Origin of the sequence: Peterkaempfera podocarpi, assembly GCF_042466665.1 — a bacterium.
Taxonomy (GTDB): domain Bacteria; phylum Actinomycetota; class Actinomycetes; order Streptomycetales; family Streptomycetaceae; genus Peterkaempfera; species Peterkaempfera podocarpi.
This window is the reverse complement of the sequence record NZ_CP162102.1, coordinates 2,343,312-2,361,037: the sequence shown is the minus strand read 5'-3', so window position 1 is coordinate 2,361,037 and position 17,726 is coordinate 2,343,312. Positions and strand designations below refer to the sequence as shown.

The following is a 17,726-nucleotide window of genomic DNA, read 5'->3' as shown; positions in this document are numbered from 1 at the left end:
TTCTCCCCCCACAGCCCGCCTCCTGCCCGAAGACGGACCAACGTGTCGACACCGCCCTCGTCCACCTCCCCTACCGCCGCCGATCGTCCGGCCGCCACCGCGGACCTGCCACCCCGCGACACCGCAGACCTCGCCCCTCCCCGGGGGCGCCTGCGCCGTCTGGCCCGCAGCGCCCTCGCGGACATCACACCGCTGCGTACCAGCCCGCACTACCGCAGGGTGTGGTTCGGCCAGACGGTGTCCTCCGTCGGCCAGCAGATGACCGCCGTCGCGGTCTCGGTGCAGGTCTTCGCACTCACCGGCTCCAGCTTCGCCACCGGCCTGGTCGGACTGTTCTCCCTCGTCCCGCTGGTCGCCTTCGGCCTGTACGGCGGCGCCATCGCCGACACCGTCGACCGCCGCAAGCTCGGCCTGGCCGGCTCGGCCGGCCTCGCCCTGGTCTCCGCAGTCCTCGCCGCCCAGGCGGCCCTGGGCATCCAGCAGGTCGCCGTCCTGTACGCAGCCGTGGCCCTCCAGGCCGTCTGCTTCGCGGTGAGCTCCCCGGCCAGGAGCTCGATGCTGCCCCGGCTGGTCCCTACCGAGCAGCTGCCTGCCGCCAACGCCCTGTCCACCGTCTCCATGAACCTGGGCCTCACCATCGGCCCGATGCTCGGCGGCGTACTCATCGGCATCTGGAGCTACCAGGCGGCCTACCTGGTCGACGCCATCGCTTTCAGCGCCACCATCTACGCCATGTGGCGGCTGCCCTCGATGCAACCCGAGGGTGAACGCAAGGGCCGCGCCTCCGTCCTCGACGGCCTGCGCTTCCTGCGCGACCGCCCCAACCTCCGCACCAGCTTCCTCGCCGACCTTGCGGCGATGATCTTCGGCATGCCGCGCGCCCTCTTCCCCGCCATCGCCGTCGGGTTCTACGGCGGCGACGCCCGCACCGTGGGCCTGCTGGTCTCCGCCCCGGCCGTGGGCGCCCTCGCGGGCGCCCTCTTCTCCGGCTGGGTCGGCCGGGTCAACCGCCAGGGCTTCGCCGTGATCAGCGCCGTGGCCGCGTGGGGCCTCGCCATCGCGGGCTTCGGCCTGGTCCGCGACCTCTGGCTGGGCCTCCTGCTGCTCGCCGCCGCGGGCTGCGCGGACACCGTCAGCATGATCTTCCGCAACACGATGATGCAGACGGCCGCCCCGGACGACATGCGCGGCCGCCTCCAGGGGATCTTCATCGTCGTGGTCGCAGGCGGCCCCCGTCTGGGCGATTTTGAATCCGGCACGGTCGCCGCCCTCACCAGCCCGGCCGTCTCCGTGGTCAGCGGCGGCCTGGCCTGCGTGGCCGCCATCCTCCTGCTCACCGCCCGCCGCCCCTCCTTCGCCCGCTACGACGCCCGCCACCCCACCCCCTGACCAGCCACGCCACACCTGCCACCCGACCCAAACCCGGGAGCGAGCACCCCCCGACGTGCTGTATTGTTTTCCTCGTCGCCGGGACACCGGGGACGGGCCGCAAAGCCGGAAGCCGCAAGGCAGAGGGCAGCGAGGCCACGGGACGTGGCGCAGCTTGGTAGCGCACTTGACTGGGGGTCAAGGGGTCGCAGGTTCAAATCCTGTCGTCCCGACGCAAGTCGGAAGGGCCGGAGGCATCAGCCTCCGGCCCTTTGACATCCACGGCTGACAACAACGCACCGCTCAGACGGGGTTGAGCATGCCCAGGGCAGGTGGATCGTCATCCTTGCCGGACACCTTGTCGGTGTCGTCCCGGAGAACGTCATCCATCCGGGCGGCGGCTTCCCTGAGCGTGGTCTCCATGACGTGCGCGTAGGTGTCGAGGGTGATGGTGCTGTGCCCGAGCGTCTCCATGATGGTCCGGACGGCCACCCCCTCCGCGAGCATCAGCGAGGCACAGGTGTGCCGCAGGTCGTGGACCCGGACGGACCGGATCTTGGCACGTCGGCACAGCATGGTGAGGGCCCGGTTGAGGTTGCGCGGGTCCAACGCCGTGCCGGTCGTGGTGGTGAACGCCAACCGCGGCGGCTGGTGGTCCAGTGGGCGCCAGTCCATGCCGTGTGGGGCTCGGAAAGTCGTCGCTGCAGGTCAAGCCGCGTATCGGTACTCGTTAATGACGCCGCCGAGGACGTGGGTCCGCAGGAGCCTGCGGCCTTCGAGCTCGTGCGCGACGATGGGCTGTTGGTCGGCTCCTGGAGGTAGTTGGTTGCGGGCCCGGTGGGGACGGTGCTCGTTGTAGTGCCGCTGGTAGGCGGCCAGGACGTGTCGGGCGTGGGTCTCGTTCATGATGAGGACGTGGTCCAGGGCCTCGCGCCGGATGCTGCCGACCACCCGCTCGCAGTGGGCGTTCATCCGAGGGGCCCGCGGGGCACTCTTGAGGATCTCCATCTCCTCGGCCTTGAAGACGGCGTCGAAGGACTGGCCGTACTTGCCGTCGCGGTCATGCAGCAGGAAGCGCAGGGACTCCATGCGCGCGCCCAGGTCGGCGGTAAGGTTCCGGGCCTGTTGCACCACCCAGTCGCGGGTGGGGTTGGCGGTGACGCCGGTGATGTGCAGGCGTCGGGTGCCGTTGCGCGAGTGCGGGTTCGATCTCAGCGACGTCGAGGGCTGGGACGTCGGCCCCACCACAGAGGCCGCTTTCGCCCTGGCGGAAGGGATCACGGGCCGCGTTTCTGTGACTTCCAGCCTGTGCTGCTCGACAATGCGGTTCAGTCCTCTGAACTGCGGCGGTGCGGTGCGGTCAGGCAGCGTGCAGGTATCCAGTCCGCGCAGTGCCAGCGGCATGATCCCCTCCGGTTGCTTGTCCAGGAGAGAGATCATCGATTGCCTGTTCCGGCTTCGGAGGGCCAGGCGTGGCCTTCCGAAGCCGGAGCAAGTATTCGGGTGGCGTCAGGCGATGGTGACGGTGGTTCCTGTCGTGGTGGACTGCTTGGGGAGATGTACGGTGAGGATGCGGCTGGTCTTGTCGTAGGACCAACCGGTCAGGTGGTGGCCGGCTGCGGTGACGGTCCTGGGCTGCTTGATGTCGTAGATGCGCATGGTGTAGCTGCGGGTGGCCACGACGCCCGGGTAGCTGCCGTGGCGTGGGGCGATGGTGATGGTGGTCGCCGGGCCGCGGCCGGCGGTGGTGATCTCGGTGGTGGCGTACTGGCCGTGTTGGTAGCCGTTGCCCTGGCCGGCGTCCTCATAGAGGCTGAAGGTGCCACCGGCGCCCGCGGCGATGTTCAGGGTGACCTGGTCGAGGGGCTTGGCGGCGTTGTTGTCGACGTAGTCGGTGCGCTCGGGCATGATCGCGCCGGATTTGAGGAACACGGGCATGGTGTCCAGGCCTGTGGTGATCTGTGCGGTGGTGCCGCCGGGGTAGGTGCGGCCGGTGAAGTAGTCGGTCCAGGAGGCGCCGGGCGGGAACCATACGGTGGTGGTGGCGTGGCCGGTGGCGTCGTTGGGGGTGGTGACCGGGGCGACCAGGACGTCGTCGCCGTACAGGTACTGGTCGGGGTGTTGGTATGCGGCAGCCTGGGTCGGGTAGTCCAGGTACAGCGCCCGGGTCATCGGGATGCCGGTCTGCACGGCCTGCTCGGCCAGTGAGTAGCTGTAGGGGATCAGTGCCTCGTGCAGGCGGAGGAACTGTTCCGCGGAGGCCTGCGCGGCGGCGCCGTAGTTCCACGGCAGCCGGTCGCCGTGGTTGGAGTGCAGGCGCAGCACCGGCTGGAAGGCGCCGAGTTGCACCCAGCGCGCGTACAGGTCGTCGGGGTCGTGGACGCCCTGGAAGCTGCCGATGTCGTCCGAGACGTAGGGCAGGCCGATGGCGGCGCCCTCGTCGGCGGTGAACTCGGCCTCGAAGGCCAGCATGTTCCAGGTCGGGTTGGTGTCGCCGGTGAACTGCAGGGTGTAGCGGTGCTCGGCCCAGGCTCCGGTCGGCAGCGGCTGGAACCCTGAGTATCCGGAGGCGTTCAGCGAGCTTCCGATGCGGGAGAAGGCGCAGCCGCGCTGGCCGCGGGCGTTGCCGTCGGCCGCGTACTGGGCGTTGATCCAGGCGTCGGGGGTGACGCCGGGGCTGGATGCGATGGTGCTGTCGCAGCACCAGTCCAGCCACCACTCGTCCACGCCCTGCTTCTCGAGGGACTGGTGCAGGGCGAAGTAGGCCTTGAGCTGGTTGGGGTCGGACCAGTCGAAGGTGCAGGTGTCGTCCGAGCACTGCAGCTTGTTCTTGGCGATGGCCTGGGCGGTGGCGTACTGCGGATCGGAGGTGCTGATGCTGGGGTGGATGTTCATCGTCACCGTCAGCCCCTGGGTGTGTGCCCAGTTGAGGAAGGACGTGGGATCGGCGAACAGATCCGGGTTCCAGTTCCAGCCGTCCCACTGGTTGGGGGACTTCCAGTCGGTGTCGACCACCAGGTTGTCGATCGGGGTCTTGTTGGCGCGGAAGGCAGGCAGCAGGGTGTTCTCGTAGTCGTCTGTGGTGTAGGGGTAGTAGCGCGAGTACCACACCCCGAAGGCGGATTCGGGCAGCATCACGTCGGGGCCGGTGATGGAGCGGAGGTCGCGCAGGGCCTGCTGGTAGTCCAGGCCGTAGCCGAAGAAGTACCCGTCCTGGTAGGGCTTGCCGCCGTGGCCGGGACGTGGCCTGACCGTGTTCTTCGCCGGGTCGAACAGGGCGGTGGTGGAGTCGTCCAGCAGGTACCAGCCGTCTCGGGACAGGACACCCGGGGCCATCTGGGCGGGGCCTGTCAGACCGTCGAGGGCGCGGCGGTAGCCGCCGAGCGCCGGCGACGGCTTGGCGGGGCCGGGCGCCGGATAGGGGGCGCCGGGCTGGATTGCCGTGAGACTGTCGATGTTGACCTCGCCCGAGTCGTCGGCTGTCCGGGAGATGGTGACGGTGTTGGTGCCCGCGGCCAGGTGCACCGTCACCTGGGCGGTGGCCCAGGTGTTCCAGTCGGCGGTGGTGGCCAGGCTGAGCTGGGCCTGTGTGACCCCGCCGACCTGGACGGACAGGGTGCGGGTCGTCGTCTTTCCGTCGTTGCCGGTGCTGTCGGCGTAGCGGATCGCCAGGGTGTAGTCGCCGGCGGACGGAACATTGTCGATCTTGTAGGTGTCGGCGGCGCCGGTTCCTTCGTAGCCGGCGACGAATCCGCTTCCGGTGTAGCCGGTGTGGTCGTTGGCCTCTGCCGCGCCGCCCGCCAGCTGTCCGTTCTCGGCCTCGCACAGGGTGCCGAACGAGCAGGTCGGAAAGGTCTGCCCGAACTGGGGGTGTGCGGTGACCTGCTTGCTGCCGTTCTTCAGCACGACGGAGGTGTTGGCGCCGGTGAACGGGCCGCTGCCCTGCTTGTACGACAGCGTCTCCTTCGCGGTCGCGATGTAGCGGTAGCCGTTCGAAACCCAGGTTCGAAACGCCGGCGTGGGCAGATTGCGGTTGACCACGTTGAAGGTGTCGCCGTCCTCGAACTCGCCGTCTCCGGCGTACTCCAGGCGGATCAGCGTGGGGCTGAGCACCTCGAACCGGGCGTCGCCGTCCACCACGGCATCGGAGTGGTGGGCTGCCGCCGTTGCAGGTGCGGGGGACGCTGACAGCGTGGCGCACGCGACCACGGTGGCAGCGGCCAGACCGCTCATGCGGTGCACGCGTCTGCTCGATCTGCTGAGGGGCATGGCGCTCTCCTTGGCTCGGGAAAAGGGGTGGCTCGCTGCGGTCCTGACATGCCGCCGTCGCCTGGCGGGAGGCGATGGCGGTGGCCGGGTGTGGCGGGAGCCCGGCCCTGCTCAGGGGTGAAGCTGAGAAGTGGCGCGGATGCGGGACGGTTGTCGCCGGTGGCGCTTCCGTTGGTGTCGTTCCAGTCACGCCGGGGTGCTGCTTTTTAGTTAAAGTAGGATCCGAACTAACTCGGCGTCAACACCGTTCACCGGATCTCTCGGACTCCTGTGGAAGTTCACTCCTGCGGTCGCCCAGGACACGGGATCCGGGATCGGCGAGGAGCAGCCGGTGAAGGCGGATCTACGGGGCGAGGAAGCCGTCGACCGCACTGAGAGTTCCGTCAAGGCCCGCCGATCGCGCCACCATCAGGCGCAACAACCTGCGAGTCGTCCTGCGCCGACTGCGTGACGTCGGCGCCCGCCCCGCCGTGGAGACCGGCCTACCCAAAGCCTCGGTTGCCCGCCGGGTTGGCGAACTGCGGTCAGTGCTGTGATGGCCGCCCGCTGTGAGGCGGCGCAACGGAGCGCTGCCCAGTCGGCGGCGGGCCCGCGACAGTGAGGAGGCGCACGGCTGCGCGATCCCGCACAGTCCCGTCCCGAGCTTGTCCCACAGCGTCGTGGCTCCCGGGTCGGCCGCCCCTGCCAAGGCCTTCTTCTTCCGGTTGGCGGCTCGGTCCTTCTTCTCCGACGTGTCTCCGAGCGGGATCAGGAAGACGGTGGGGCGAGCAGCCGGTCAGGCCAGAGATCAGTGATCAAGGCCCCCATCTGCTCGGATGATGTGTCGGCACCCGCAGAGTCAGCTGCGGATGTGGGAGACGAGGCCGTCGATGAAGGCGGCCCACTCTTCCCGGCCGGCGGGCTTCCCGGGGACGCCGGGCCGGGTCTGCCAGGGGTGGGGCCCGTCGTCGTGGCGGTACTCGACTCCGAGGTTGTCCAGTCGGGTCAGGTGAGTCGCAAGACGGCTGCGGAACTCGTCGATGTCGCGGTCGCCGAGAGTCCACAGGGCCTCGGCTGTCGCGCACAGGCGGGGGAAGGTGTAGTAGTCGACGGTCCGGGGGGAGTCCATGTGTTCGGTCCACACGTTGGCCTGGCCGCCGAGGATGCGGGCGGCTTCCTCGGGCCGCAGCCCGTCGGGGACGGGTTCGAAGACGTAGGCGTCCTCAAGCGTGAGCTGGATGGACACCGGGATGGGTTCGGCTTCGAGGTCGGACTGGCGGTAGTCGAGGTAGACGTGGTCGTCGGGGCAGGAGACGACGTCGAAGCCACGTCGGGCCGCGGTGACGGCGCCGGTCATGCCGCGCCAGGAAGCGACGGCGGTGCCGGCGGGGATGTCGCCTTCGAGGAGGTCGTCCCAGCCGAAGGGGCGCCGTCCGCGGGCGCACACGTGCTCGGCGAGGGCGGAGACGAACCAGGCCTGCAACTCAGTCTCGTCCTTCAGACCGCGCTCGCGCATGAGCTGCTGGGTGCGCCGGTCGGCGTGCCACTGGTCGCGGGGGCACTCGTCGCCGCCGATGCCGATGAACTGTCCCGGGAACAGGTCCATGACCTCGTCCAGGACGTTGCGGTAGAAGTCGACGGTGCTGTCCTCGGTGTTGAGGACGTTGTGGTTGATTCCCCATCGGGTCCAGACCTCGACGGGGATGCCGTGGACGCCGAGCTCCGGGTAGGCGGCGATGGCTGCCTGGGAGTGGCCGGGCACGTCGATCTCGGGGACCACGGTGATGTGGCGTTCGGCCGCGTAGGCGACGATCTCGCGGATGTCGTCCTGGGTGTAGAAGCCGCCGTGCGGGCGGCCGTCGCCGGGAGAGAGGGAGGCGGCGCCGACCTGGCTCTCCCGGCGCCAGCTCCCGACCCGTGTCAGTTGCGGGTAGCGGCGGATCTCCAGCCGCCATCCCTGGTCGTCGCTGAGATGCAGATGGAGGGTGTTGAGCCGGTGTGTGGCGAGCAGGTCGACGAACCGCAGCAGGTCGTGCTTCGGCATGAAGTGGCGTGCCACGTCGAGCATGGCGCCGCGCCAGCGGAACCGTGGGGCGTCCTCGATGTGGACGGCCGGGCAGGCCCAGCGTTCGCCGGTGACGCGGGAGCGGCGATAGATCGTCGGGGGGAGCAGTTGGAGCAGGGCCTGACAGCCGTAGAACGCGCCGGCTGTGTCGCCGGCGGTGATGGTGACCCCACGGTCGTCGGCGTCGAGGTCGTAGGCCTCGGCTCCCAGTTCCGGGCGCAGGATCAGCACAACGCTGTTGGAGCGGCGCGGGGCCCCGGACGCGACGGACAACGGCAGGGCCAGCCCGGTGGCGGGTCCGAGCGCAGACTGGAGCCAACGGGCGGTCGCGGCCAGTTCCGGGATCGCGACGATCGCGGTGGCGCTGTCGAGGAGAAATTCGCCGACGCCGGCTGTGACCGCGCGGGGGCGTGGGAGCAGCATGGGGTGGATCACCCTTTCGCCGCTCCGGCGGAGATGCCGGAGACGGGTTTGCGTGGGAACCGCATTGAAGCGGCGGGGACTGGAAACGGAGCAGCAGCTACCGCGCCAGTCTCCGACCTTGGAGGTCACGCACATAGGCAGCCGGCGTCGCGGGCCGACAGCTCTCGCCTGGCCGCCTATGTGCGTGGCCTCTTACTCAGGGCGACTGTCCAGGCTCGTGCACAAGGTCAGACCGCCACGGCCAGCCGGCCGACACCTCCGCCGGCCAGCCGCAGGCGCAGCCGTTGTCCGGTTCGGCCGTCCGACGCCGTGCCCTCGACGGGCTCGGCGTCCCCGCCGAGTGCCATGCGGGGGGTTCCGGTCGGCAGGACGATCTCGAGGTCGACGCTGATCTCCCGGTCCGCGTACAGCACCGCCTCGGTGAGCCGGCCGTCGCGCCAAGCCATGTCCACCCGCAGGCCGCCGCGCGCCCGCAGCCCGTCGACCGAGCCGTCCGGCCAGGCCGCAGGCAGCGCGGGGAGCAGGCGGAGCAGTCCGCCTTGGCTCTGCAGCAGCATCTCGGCGATCGCGGCGGTGACGCCGAAGTTGCCGTCGATCTGGAAGATGCCGGGCGGATGCAGGCCGAGCAGGCTCGGCGTGGAGAGTTCGGTGAGGGTGCGGTGGATCTGCCGGTACGCCAGTTCGGCGTCGCCCAGCCGTGCGCCGAGCGCCGCGGCCCATGCCGCGCTCCACCCGGTGTACCCGCCGCCGTTGCCGAGCCTGCGCCGTAGGGCGGTCCGGGCCGCCTCCAGGTGTTCCGGCGCGGTCAACGGGTCGATCGCGTTCCCGGGGAACAGGCCGTACAGCGGGGAGAAGTGCACATGGCCGGGCTGCTCTTCGGTGAGGTCCTCCCACCACTCCAGCAGTCGGCCCGCCGCGTCCGTCCGCGGCCGCCGCAGCCGGGCTCTCGCGTGGTCGAGGGTGACGGCGAACTCCTCGTCCGTGCCCAGCACTCGCGCCGCGGTGGACGTGTTCGCGAACAGCTCGTCGGTCAGCCAGTAGTCCAGCGTGGCTCCGGCTCCGACCGCCGCGGTGGTGCCGTCGGGCAGCAGGAACTGGTGCTCGGGCGAGGTCGAAGGGCAGGTGACGAGCCGGCCCTCGCCGTCCTCGGTGAGGAGGCCCAACAGGAAGCGGGCGGCGCCGCGCATCAGCGGGTACGCGCGGCCCTCGAGGAAGGACCGCTCGCGGTGGAAGAGGTAGTGCTGCCACAGGTGGGCGCACAGCCAGACACCGCCCATGGGCCACACCGACCAGATCGGCAGACCGCCCACCGGGTTGGTGGCGCGCCACACGTCGAGGTTGTGGTGGGCGACCCAGCCGTCGGCGCCGTAGTACGCCTCCGCCGTCGCGGCGCCCGGTTCGGCGAGGTCGGCGATCAGGTCGAACAGCGGCTCGTTGAGGGGGGCGAGTCCGCAGACGTCCGCCGGCCAGTAGTTCATCTGGAGGTTGATGTTGGTGGTCCAGTTCGAGCTCCACGCCGGGGTCGTCTCGGCGTTCCAGATGCCCTGCAGATTCGCCGGCTGGGTGCCGGGCCGCGACGCGGCGATCAGCAGATAGCGGCCGTAAGCGAACTGCAGCGCGGACAGACCGGGGTCCTGCGCCCCTGCCCGCAGTGCGTCGAGCCGGGCATCCGTGGGCACGTCGACCTGCTCGCCGTCGCCGCCCAGTCGCAGGGAGGCGGTGCGGAAGTAGCGTCGGTGTTCGGCGACGTGGGCGGCGCGCAGCCGCTCGTACGGTTCGGCGGCTGCCGTGTCCAGGACTCGCACGACCTCGTCGAGCGGTCCTTCGTCGGGCCCGACGGGAGGTTCGTGGTGGCCGCGGTAGCCGGTCTCGACGGCGACCAGCAGCGTCACCTCGCGTGCACCGCGGACGGTCACCGACGTCGGGGTGCGCTCGACCACGCCGCCGGAGGCGGTGATCCGCAGCCCGGCGGCGAAGCCGGTGCCGGCGTCGGGCCGGTAGTGCAGCAAGGGGTCCTCGCCGAAGGCGAAGTGTGCCGGCGCCCTGCCGGAGACGGTGAGCACACTGCCCTCCGCCGAGTGGTTCTCGCCGGGGTGGGGCGTGGTCAACCAGGCGGTGAAGCTGACACCTTCCGGCGCCGTCGACGTGACGTGGGAGACCAGTACCCCGGCCGGCGCCGACACGAACGTCTCGTGCAGCAGGCGGCCGCCGCCCGTGGTGTACGCGACCCGGTGCACCGCCGTGTCCAGGTCCAGGCTGCGTTCGTAGGCGCCCGCTTCGCCGCCGCACTCCAGGTGCAGCGTCGCCGCCGGCTGGTACGCCTCGCCGAACGGCCCTTGCAGGTGCCGGACGGAGAGTTCGTCCGCGCGGGCGTAGTCGCGCTCCTCGAGGACGGCGGTGCGCACCTCCGGCAGGTGCGCGGCGCCGCCGGCGCGGTTGCGCGGGCCGGGCATGCCCGACCACAGGGTGTCCGCGTTGAGGTCGATGCGTTCCCCCGGGCGGCCGGTGTCCGGCCGCCCGCCGTGGAGCATCGCGCCCAGCCGCCCGTTGCCGAGTGGTAGAGCCTCGTTGAAGGTCCGGGCCGGCTGCCGGTACCACAGCCGCGTCTCGAGCCGGTCGTTCACTTGCCCACCCCCGCGGTCATGCCGTTGATCAGCCGCTGGCCGAGCACGACGAAGAGGATCAGGACGGGCACCATGATGATGAGGACGCCGGCGAACATGCCGCCCCAGTCGTCGCCCTGGTACTGCTGCTGGTCGATGAACGACAGCAGCGCCACCGGCAGCGTCCTGCTCCCCGAGCTGGTCAGCATGACCAGGGAGAACATCGTCTCGTTCCAGGCGCCGATCACCTGCAGGATGAACGCCGTGATCAGGGCGTTGCGCGCCATGGGCAGCACGATCGTCGAGAAGCTGCGCAGCGCACCGGCGCCGTCCAGGCAGGCCGCCTCCTCGACCTCGGCGGGCAGGGAGCGGAAGTAGCCGGTCAGCAGGAAGACGGTGAACGGCATGGCGAGCCCGACGTAGACGAGGACGAGCCCCTGGAGGCTGTCCAGCATCTTCAGATGCGTGAAGTGCTGGACGTGGGCCAGGGCCACGTACACGGGGATGACGATCAACTGCCCCGGTACTCCGAGGCCGAGGGCGAACAACATCGTCAGCGGGCCGCCGGAGCGGCGCTTGGTGCGGGACAGCGCGTATGCGGCCGGTGCCGAGACAGCCACCGCGATCGCGGCCGATGCCAGCGAGGCGATGAGCGAGTTGGCCAGTGCCTGGCCGAACCCGCCGGTGCGCCACGCCTCGACGTAGTTGCTCCAATGGGGGTGCGTGGGCAGCCCCACCGGGTCGTTGAAGATCTCCTTCGTGCCGCGCAGCGAGGTGGCGACCATCCACGCCAGCAGCAGGAGGTTCACCGCGCACAGCGCCCGGACCGCGCCGGCGCCCAGCGCGGCCGGCCGGAGGTGGCGGGCGGGGCCGCGCCGGCGGCGGCGCACCGGGGCGGGGGTGGGGGGCCGGGTCAGCGGGGCCGGCTGTGGGGTCGTCACGGTCATGGCAGTCCTTGTGCGCATCGCATGGCTGGGGTCGGGCGGCGTGGCGGTCGCGGCTTGCGCGGCATGCGGCCGCTCAGGAGAACTGGATGGACTCTCGCCGCAGCACCCGTCGCAGGATCACGGCGACGACCACGATGAGCAGCAGGCTCTCCAGGGCGGCGGCGGAGGCGATCCCGAAGTCCCGGGCTGTGTCGGTGGAGAAGGCGCTCTCGTACACGTAGAGCGCGGAGGTGTAGGTGCTGGTGGGCGGTGTCCCTCCGACCGTGCCGCCGAAGACGAGGACCAGTTCGAAGACCTTGACCGTCGAGATGGTCCAGAAGACGGCACAGACGGTGACGACGTCCCAGGACAACGGCAGCGTCACATGCCGGAACCGCTGCCAGGCACCCGCCCCGTCCAGTTCGGCGGCCTCGTAGTACGAGGCGGGGATCTGCTCCACGCCGGACATCAGCACCGTCGTGTAGAAGCCGGTGCCGGCCCAGACCGTCACCGCGACGATCACCATCATCAGGTTCTGCTCGCCGAGCCACTTCGGCGGATCACTGACGCCGATGTGCGCGAGAAGGAAGTTGACGATGCCGCTGGGGCGGAGCAGCAGCCCGGTCATGATTCCGAACACCAGCGGGTTGACCAGCACCGGGAAGAACAGCACGTACCGGACGAAGGCCCGGTCGGCCATCTCCCGCAGCACCACCGTGATCGCGAAACTGATCACGAAGACCAGCACGCCGCCCACCAGCAGGATGAGCCCGGTGTTCTTGAGGGCTGTGGTGAACACCGGGTCCCTGGCCAGGCTCAGGTAGTTGGCGAACCCGCGGGGCTGCATCCGGGTCAGCCCGTCCCAGCGGTGGAAGCTCAGCCAGCCGCTGAACAGGATGGGGGCGACGAAGAAGAGCACGAACAGCACCAGCGCGGGAGTCAGGAACGGCCAGAACGTCAGCCGTTGAGCCCGCTCCATCGGGCTGCTCTCCGGACGCCGGGCGGCGCGGCTCGCCCGCCGCTCGGCGCCGGAGAGCACGGAGGAGGCGGCCATCAGCCCTTCGCCTTCCAGTAGTCGGCGTCGGCCTTCGCCCCGTCGGCGACGAACGCGTCGGCGTCCGCCGTGCCGAGCCACAGCTTGTTGAACTGCGGCACGAGCACCTTGTCCCGCCAGTCGTTGTCGACATTGTCGTCGGCGAGCCGGACCGGATTCTGCTGCGCCTGCTGGGCGGCGTCCGCGAGCTCGGCCGGAGCCTGGATGTCGGCCCGCGGGGTGATGTTGCCGGCCTGGGTGGAGATTCCGGTGAGCTGGTCCTTACGCAGGAAGTACGCGATGAACTGCTCGGCCGCCGCAGCGTGGTCGGCGCCCTTGGGCACGGCGAACCCGAACGGGATGACGTCCAGGCCCGTACGGCTCGGATCGTCGGTCGCCGGGAAGTCCACCGACCGCACCTGGAACCCGGGGGCGAGGAACTGCTTGGTCTCGCTCGGCAGCCAGCTGCCCATCAGGAAGAACACCGACTTGCCCGCGGCCCAGTTGTTCTCCTGCTCGGGGTACTTGGTGGCGTCGTACTCGTCTCCCAGATAGCCGGCCTTGACGAGGGACTCCACCTGCTGGGCGGTCTTGAGCACCTTCGGGTCCTTGAACGCCGCGCCGCTCCTGTCACCCGCGATGTCAGCGACCGACCCGCCGTTGCGGTTGAGCAGATAGTCGAACCAGTACTGGCTCGCCCAGCCCTGGTCGGCGTCGCTGCCGATGCACACCTTGCCCTGGGCCTTGGCCGCCGCGCAGATCCTCACCAGGTCGTCGAAGGTCTTCGGCGGCTGTGTGACCAGCGGGTTCTTGCCGTTGTAGAAGAGCGAGACCGTGGTGGTCTCGTACGGGATCAGCCAGGTGCGGACGCCCTTGGCCGACGGGAGGAGGGACAGCAGTTTGCCGGGGACGACGTCCTTGACCGTCTTCCCGTCGCCCGCGTCCATCGTCAGTACCGGGCTGAGGTCCTGGAGCTGGCCGTTGGCGCCGAGGGTGGGCATCAGCTGGTCCCAGCCCTGGTCGACCAGGTCGGGCGCGTCGCCGGACAGCATGGCCGGACCCACCTTGTCCAGCACCTTGCGGCCCTGCCACTGGACGTCGACCTTGACGCCGGTGTCGGTGGTGAACTGCTTGATGGCGCTCTGCAGCACCTGGGCCTGCGGCTCGTTACGGGTCCACATCGACCAGTAGGTGAAGCTCTTCGCGTTGCCGCCACTGTCGGCGGAGCCGCCCGAGGTGGTTGCGCAACCGGATGCCGTCAGGGCGACGAGCACCGCCGCGAGAGCGGTGGTTCTGCAGAGCTTGGAAGACACGTGAGACACTGATGATCCCTGTGATGGGGACGACTGCGCCGGGCAAGCGGGACTCGGGAGCGCGAGGCCCCAGGCCTCTGGGCAGCCGCCGACTGTGGGGGAGGGGGTCGTGAGCTGACCCTCGATTAATTCGACTAAAGATCTAACTAACTTGCGGCACAGTTTTCCCACTGCTTCCACGGAAGTCAAGGGTCCGGGTGCGGGTGTGCCCGGCGGGACGGTGTCCCGACTCGCCGACCGCCACCCCAACACCCCGCACCGCCGGAACGGTTGGTGACGCCGAAGCGCCCCCGGCCCGGTGGAGAGCCTGATCTGACCCGGATCTGTCAGACCGCGCTCGGGTCCTGATACACCGCGTCGAGCGCCAGATGCGCACCGCCCCGGGCTGCCGCCCGGAAGCCCAGCGTGGACAGCACCACCTCGCAGCCGCCGGCCTCCTGGGCCATCACCCGGGCCCGGACGACCTCACGGACCCGCTGCAGCATCAGGTCGCCGATGTAGCTGAAGTACCCGCCGAGGACGACCACTTCGGGGTTGAGGACGTCGGCGAGCAGGGCGATGCCCAGCGCGAGGTCGTCGGCGACGCGGCTCAGCGCCTGCCGGGTGCGCACGTCACCGGACCGGGCGCGGCGGTGCAGCTCGGCGAGCCGGTCCTCCAGCTCGACGTGCGGGTCGTGGACCGGGTCGCCGACGTCCGCGGCGAGCCGGAAGATCGCGTCCAGGCCGACCATCGTCTCCCAGCAGCCCAGGCGCCCGCACACGCAGCGGCGCCGCTCCGGGTCCAGCGGCATGTGGCCGACTTCGCCGGCGAAACCGGTGGAGCCGCGCAGCAGTCGACCGTCGGTGATGATGCCGGCGCCGATGCCGCGTTCGCCGGTGATGCAGATCATGTCCTGCACACCCTTGCCCTGCGCCTGCACGTACTCGGCGATGGCCACGAGCTTTGCGTCGTTCCCCACGGCGATCGGGGGTGTGGGCTGATCCAGGCGGGCGGACAGACCGTCGACGACTCCCAGGTCGCGCCATCCCAGGGCGGGCGCGTACTCGACGGTGCCGGTGCGCGCGTCGACCACTCCGGGCACGGCGAGCGTGATGCCGACGGGACGGATGCCGTCCCGTTCGAGAGCGGCCAGGCAGGCCCGGATGGACCGGCCCGTCAGATCCAGTACCGCCGCGGCCTCGGCGTCGGCGACCGCCACCGCGGACCGGTGCTCGAAGGCGGTGGCACCGCTGAGCGTGAGCGCCAGAACGTGGATGTAGCTCGTGCTGATCTCCACGCCGATGCCGCAGATGTCCCGCCCGTCGACGTGCACGAGCGTGCCGGGCCGGCCGACGGCACCCTCGCGCTGCGCGGGTCCCTCCCGCACCAGGCCGAGGGAGACGAGCTCGGCGACCAGGCTGGTCACGGTGGGCTTGGGCAGGCCCGTGTCCGCGGCGATCTGGGCGCGTGACCGTGGCCCGTCGTCACGCAGCATGCGCAGCACCAAGCCCAGGTTGGTGCGGCGGATGGACCGCCGGTCGCGCGCCTGTGAGGGCCCGGCGAGGGCGACGTTCGACAGTCGCGCCGCGCGGGGGTCAGCTTCCACGTGTTCCTCGTCTCTGCTTCTGGCCGGCACAGCCCCCATGATGGCAAGTTCTCGCGGCCCTGCCGCCATGTGGGCATCACTCCGGCCGGAGTGATCCGGTCGCAAGCCTTGACAGGCTCCTTGTTAGTTCGGATTCTATTGAAACTAATTCCCGATTGGGAAGCACCCCCCAACACCAGGCCTGCCACCGGAGGCGTACCCGTGTCAGCTCGTTCCCGAAGAATGACCGTCGGTGCACTTACCGCAGCCGCTGCTGCGCTGATCGGCCCGCTGGCTCCCGTGCCGGCATCAGCGGACACCCCCACGTACAGCGTCACCGTCGGGGCCAAGGGCACATGGGACCGCCCCGACGACACGCCTTCGAGCCCGTACATCGACAAGGACGGCACGTTCTACTACCAGTCCGCGCACTCCCTGTACGGCGCCGCGGACAGCCGCACCTGGACCTTCTACAGCGGCAAGGACTTCGACAGCACCACCCGCAACGCCATCAGCGACGCGGTCAATCCCGCCAACGCGCAGGACAGCAACAGCGACACCACCTGGCGGTGCAACACCAGCCCCACCGGTCGCGAGGCCACCTACAACAGCGACACCTCGTACTACTCGCAGAAGAACTTCTGCGACCTGATGGGCGTGTGGGTGGACCCCGACACCGGTCACTGGTACGGCCTGGTCCACAACGAGTTCACCCCCCAGCCGTTCGGCGACGGGCTGCACTACGACTCGATCGACTACGCGGTCTCCACCGACCAGGGCCGCACCTGGGACATCAAGGACCACATCATCACCTCGCCGTACAGCACCGGGCGCGGTGACAACGCGGCCTTCCCCAACCAGTCGTACGACTACGGTGACGGCGACCCGCGGCTGTTCGTCGACACCGCTTCGGGCTACTTCTACGTCTTCTACAACTCCCGCGTCGTCTCGAAGGGCGGGGTCGGCGGCGGCAACGACAGTCTGGCGCACGTCGCCCGGGCTCCCATGTCGGCCAAGATGGCGCCGGGCTCATGGCAGAAGTGGTACGACGGCTCCTGGTCCCAGCCGGGCGTCGGTGGCCTGGAGAGCAACATGGTGCCGGTCGACGCCGACCACCCGACCGGCTACACACCCGTCGCCAACGACTACAACCCGGCGAATTCCGGCACCGTCCCCGAGCAGACCGCGGCCGGCACCCTGCCGCCCAAGTCGGACCTGCTGACGATGAACATCACCTACGACGCGTATCTGGGCCTGTACGTGGGCGAACCGGAGACGATTCGGCAGGACGGCACCGAGCCGCAGCGCTTCTACGTCACCGACGACCTCGCCACCCAGAAGTGGACACTCGCCGGCGACTCCGGCGACTACACGTCCGGCTCCTGGTACCGCTGGATCGTCGACTCCGTGAACAAGACAGGCTCCACCGTCGTCGGCAAGACGTTCCGCAGCTACTGCTCGTACTTCTGCTCGGACAACGCCGACGGTGAGTACTACAACACCACCATCGACACCAGCGCCCCTGCCGCCCCCGTCGACCCGGGCGTCGCCTACACCATCGCCAACGGCGACGGCCGCATCCTCGCCCAGGTCAACCACGGCACCGCCACTGCCTCCCGCGCCACGGACGACGGCTCCGCCCTCAACCGCTGGATCTTCACCCCGAACGGCGACGGTTCGTACCTCATCGCCAACGCCGCCACCGGACAGAAGCTCGGCGTGGACTCCGGCAAAAAGGCCGGCCGTGCATGGGGTGCCGCGCCGACCGTGACCACGGCGCCCGCAGCAGGGCCCACCGTGGGCCAGCAGTGGTTCGTCGTCCCCGGCCGGACCGCGGGCGGCCGGCCGGCGGACACCTTCCGTCTGGTCAACCGCTACAGCGGGCTGGTGATCGGGATGTCCGGGACGGCGGGCCGGCTCGCCGAGACCACCCCCACGCGGTCCTGGACCGACACCACCGGAAGCGCGGTCGGCGACGGCCGGACCGCCGCCGAGCAGACCCTCACCCTCCACGTCGCGGGGAGCCCCGGAACGCGCGGCGGCCACCACCACGCGGCGCGCCCCACCGTGACGGCCCGCCTCACCTCGGCCGCCCGTAAGAAGAACTGACACCGCGTCCGGCCCCTCGGACGCAGCGATCAACCAGACAGCCACACATCGGGGCTGCCGGCCCCAGCCGGCA

11 protein-coding genes and 1 tRNA gene are annotated in these 17,726 nt (G+C 70.0%); 3 read left to right on the top strand and 9 right to left on the bottom strand.

The genetic code is table 11. From position 1 onward, the window contains the following. Positions 1 to 105 precede the first annotated feature (105 nt). Complete coding sequence (locus AB0761_RS10355) at positions 106 to 1,389, top strand: MFS transporter (RefSeq protein WP_377273999.1); 1,284 nt, start codon at positions 106 to 108, stop codon at positions 1,387 to 1,389. A gap of 138 nt (positions 1,390 to 1,527) precedes the next feature. Then, positions 1,528 to 1,601, top strand: a tRNA-Pro gene (locus AB0761_RS10350). 70 nt (positions 1,602 to 1,671) lie between these two features. Here the strand turns inward: AB0761_RS10350 and AB0761_RS10345 are convergent. The 9 genes from AB0761_RS10345 to AB0761_RS10305 all read right to left on the bottom strand — a co-directional run bounded on the left by AB0761_RS10345 (position 1,672) and on the right by AB0761_RS10305 (position 15,565). Beyond that, a complete protein-coding gene (locus tag AB0761_RS10345) occupies positions 1,672 to 2,043 on the bottom strand; it encodes a tyrosine-type recombinase/integrase (RefSeq protein WP_377268680.1) in 372 nt (123 codons plus the stop codon). A gap of 33 nt (positions 2,044 to 2,076) precedes the next feature. After that, entirely contained in the window at positions 2,077 to 2,772 is a 696-nt protein-coding gene (locus tag AB0761_RS10340; RefSeq protein ID WP_377268679.1) for an integrase core domain-containing protein, read from the bottom strand. A gap of 105 nt (positions 2,773 to 2,877) precedes the next feature. Continuing rightward, on the bottom strand, positions 2,878 to 5,637 hold the full coding sequence (locus AB0761_RS10335; protein WP_377268678.1) for a TIM-barrel domain-containing protein: 2,760 nt from the start codon (positions 5,635 to 5,637) through the stop codon (positions 2,878 to 2,880). Between the two features lie 838 nt (positions 5,638 to 6,475). Beyond that, positions 6,476 to 8,104, bottom strand: a complete 1,629-nt coding sequence (locus AB0761_RS10330) for a beta-N-acetylhexosaminidase (protein WP_377268677.1) — start codon at positions 8,102 to 8,104, stop codon at positions 6,476 to 6,478. A 227-nt stretch (positions 8,105 to 8,331) separates the two neighbouring features. Continuing rightward, positions 8,332 to 10,728: a glycoside hydrolase N-terminal domain-containing protein gene (locus AB0761_RS10325; protein WP_377268676.1), complete on the bottom strand. Its 2,397-nt coding sequence runs from the start codon at positions 10,726 to 10,728 to the stop codon at positions 8,332 to 8,334. After that, on the bottom strand, positions 10,725 to 11,648 hold the full coding sequence (locus AB0761_RS10320; protein ID WP_377268675.1) for a carbohydrate ABC transporter permease: 924 nt from the start codon (positions 11,646 to 11,648) through the stop codon (positions 10,725 to 10,727). The genes AB0761_RS10325 and AB0761_RS10320 overlap by 4 nt, the downstream gene beginning before the upstream one ends. A 79-nt stretch (positions 11,649 to 11,727) precedes the next feature. Then, a complete protein-coding gene (locus AB0761_RS10315; protein ID WP_377268674.1) occupies positions 11,728 to 12,687 on the bottom strand; it encodes a carbohydrate ABC transporter permease in 960 nt (319 codons plus the stop codon). After that, positions 12,687 to 13,988, bottom strand: a complete 1,302-nt coding sequence (locus tag AB0761_RS10310) for an ABC transporter substrate-binding protein (RefSeq protein ID WP_377268673.1) — start codon at positions 13,986 to 13,988, stop codon at positions 12,687 to 12,689. The genes AB0761_RS10315 and AB0761_RS10310 overlap by 1 nt, the downstream gene beginning before the upstream one ends. 317 nt (positions 13,989 to 14,305) lie before the next feature. Further along, a complete protein-coding gene (locus tag AB0761_RS10305) occupies positions 14,306 to 15,565 on the bottom strand; it encodes an ROK family protein (protein WP_377268672.1) in 1,260 nt (419 codons plus the stop codon). 279 nt (positions 15,566 to 15,844) lie between these two features. On the opposite strand from AB0761_RS10305, the gene AB0761_RS10300 reads away from it, so the two are divergent. Continuing rightward, positions 15,845 to 17,653 carry an RICIN domain-containing protein gene (locus AB0761_RS10300; protein ID WP_377268671.1) on the top strand — a complete coding sequence of 603 codons (1,809 nt, stop codon included), beginning with the start codon at positions 15,845 to 15,847 and terminating at the stop codon, positions 17,651 to 17,653. Positions 17,654 to 17,726 lie beyond the last annotated feature (73 nt).

Excerpts from the sequence above, each read along its gene's own strand:
- AB0761_RS10340 (WP_377268679.1), bottom strand. The coding sequence starts at position 2,772 with ATGCCGCTGGCACTGCGCGGACTGGATACCTGCACGCTGCCTGACCGC.
- AB0761_RS10345 (WP_377268680.1), bottom strand. The coding sequence starts at position 2,043 with ATGGACTGGCGCCCACTGGACCACCAGCCGCCGCGGTTGGCGTTCACC.
- AB0761_RS10315 (WP_377268674.1), bottom strand. The coding sequence starts at position 12,687 with ATGGCCGCCTCCTCCGTGCTCTCCGGCGCCGAGCGGCGGGCGAGCCGC.
- AB0761_RS10335 (WP_377268678.1), bottom strand. The coding sequence starts at position 5,637 with ATGCCCCTCAGCAGATCGAGCAGACGCGTGCACCGCATGAGCGGTCTG.
- AB0761_RS10330 (WP_377268677.1), bottom strand. The coding sequence starts at position 8,104 with ATGCTGCTCCCACGCCCCCGCGCGGTCACAGCCGGCGTCGGCGAATTT.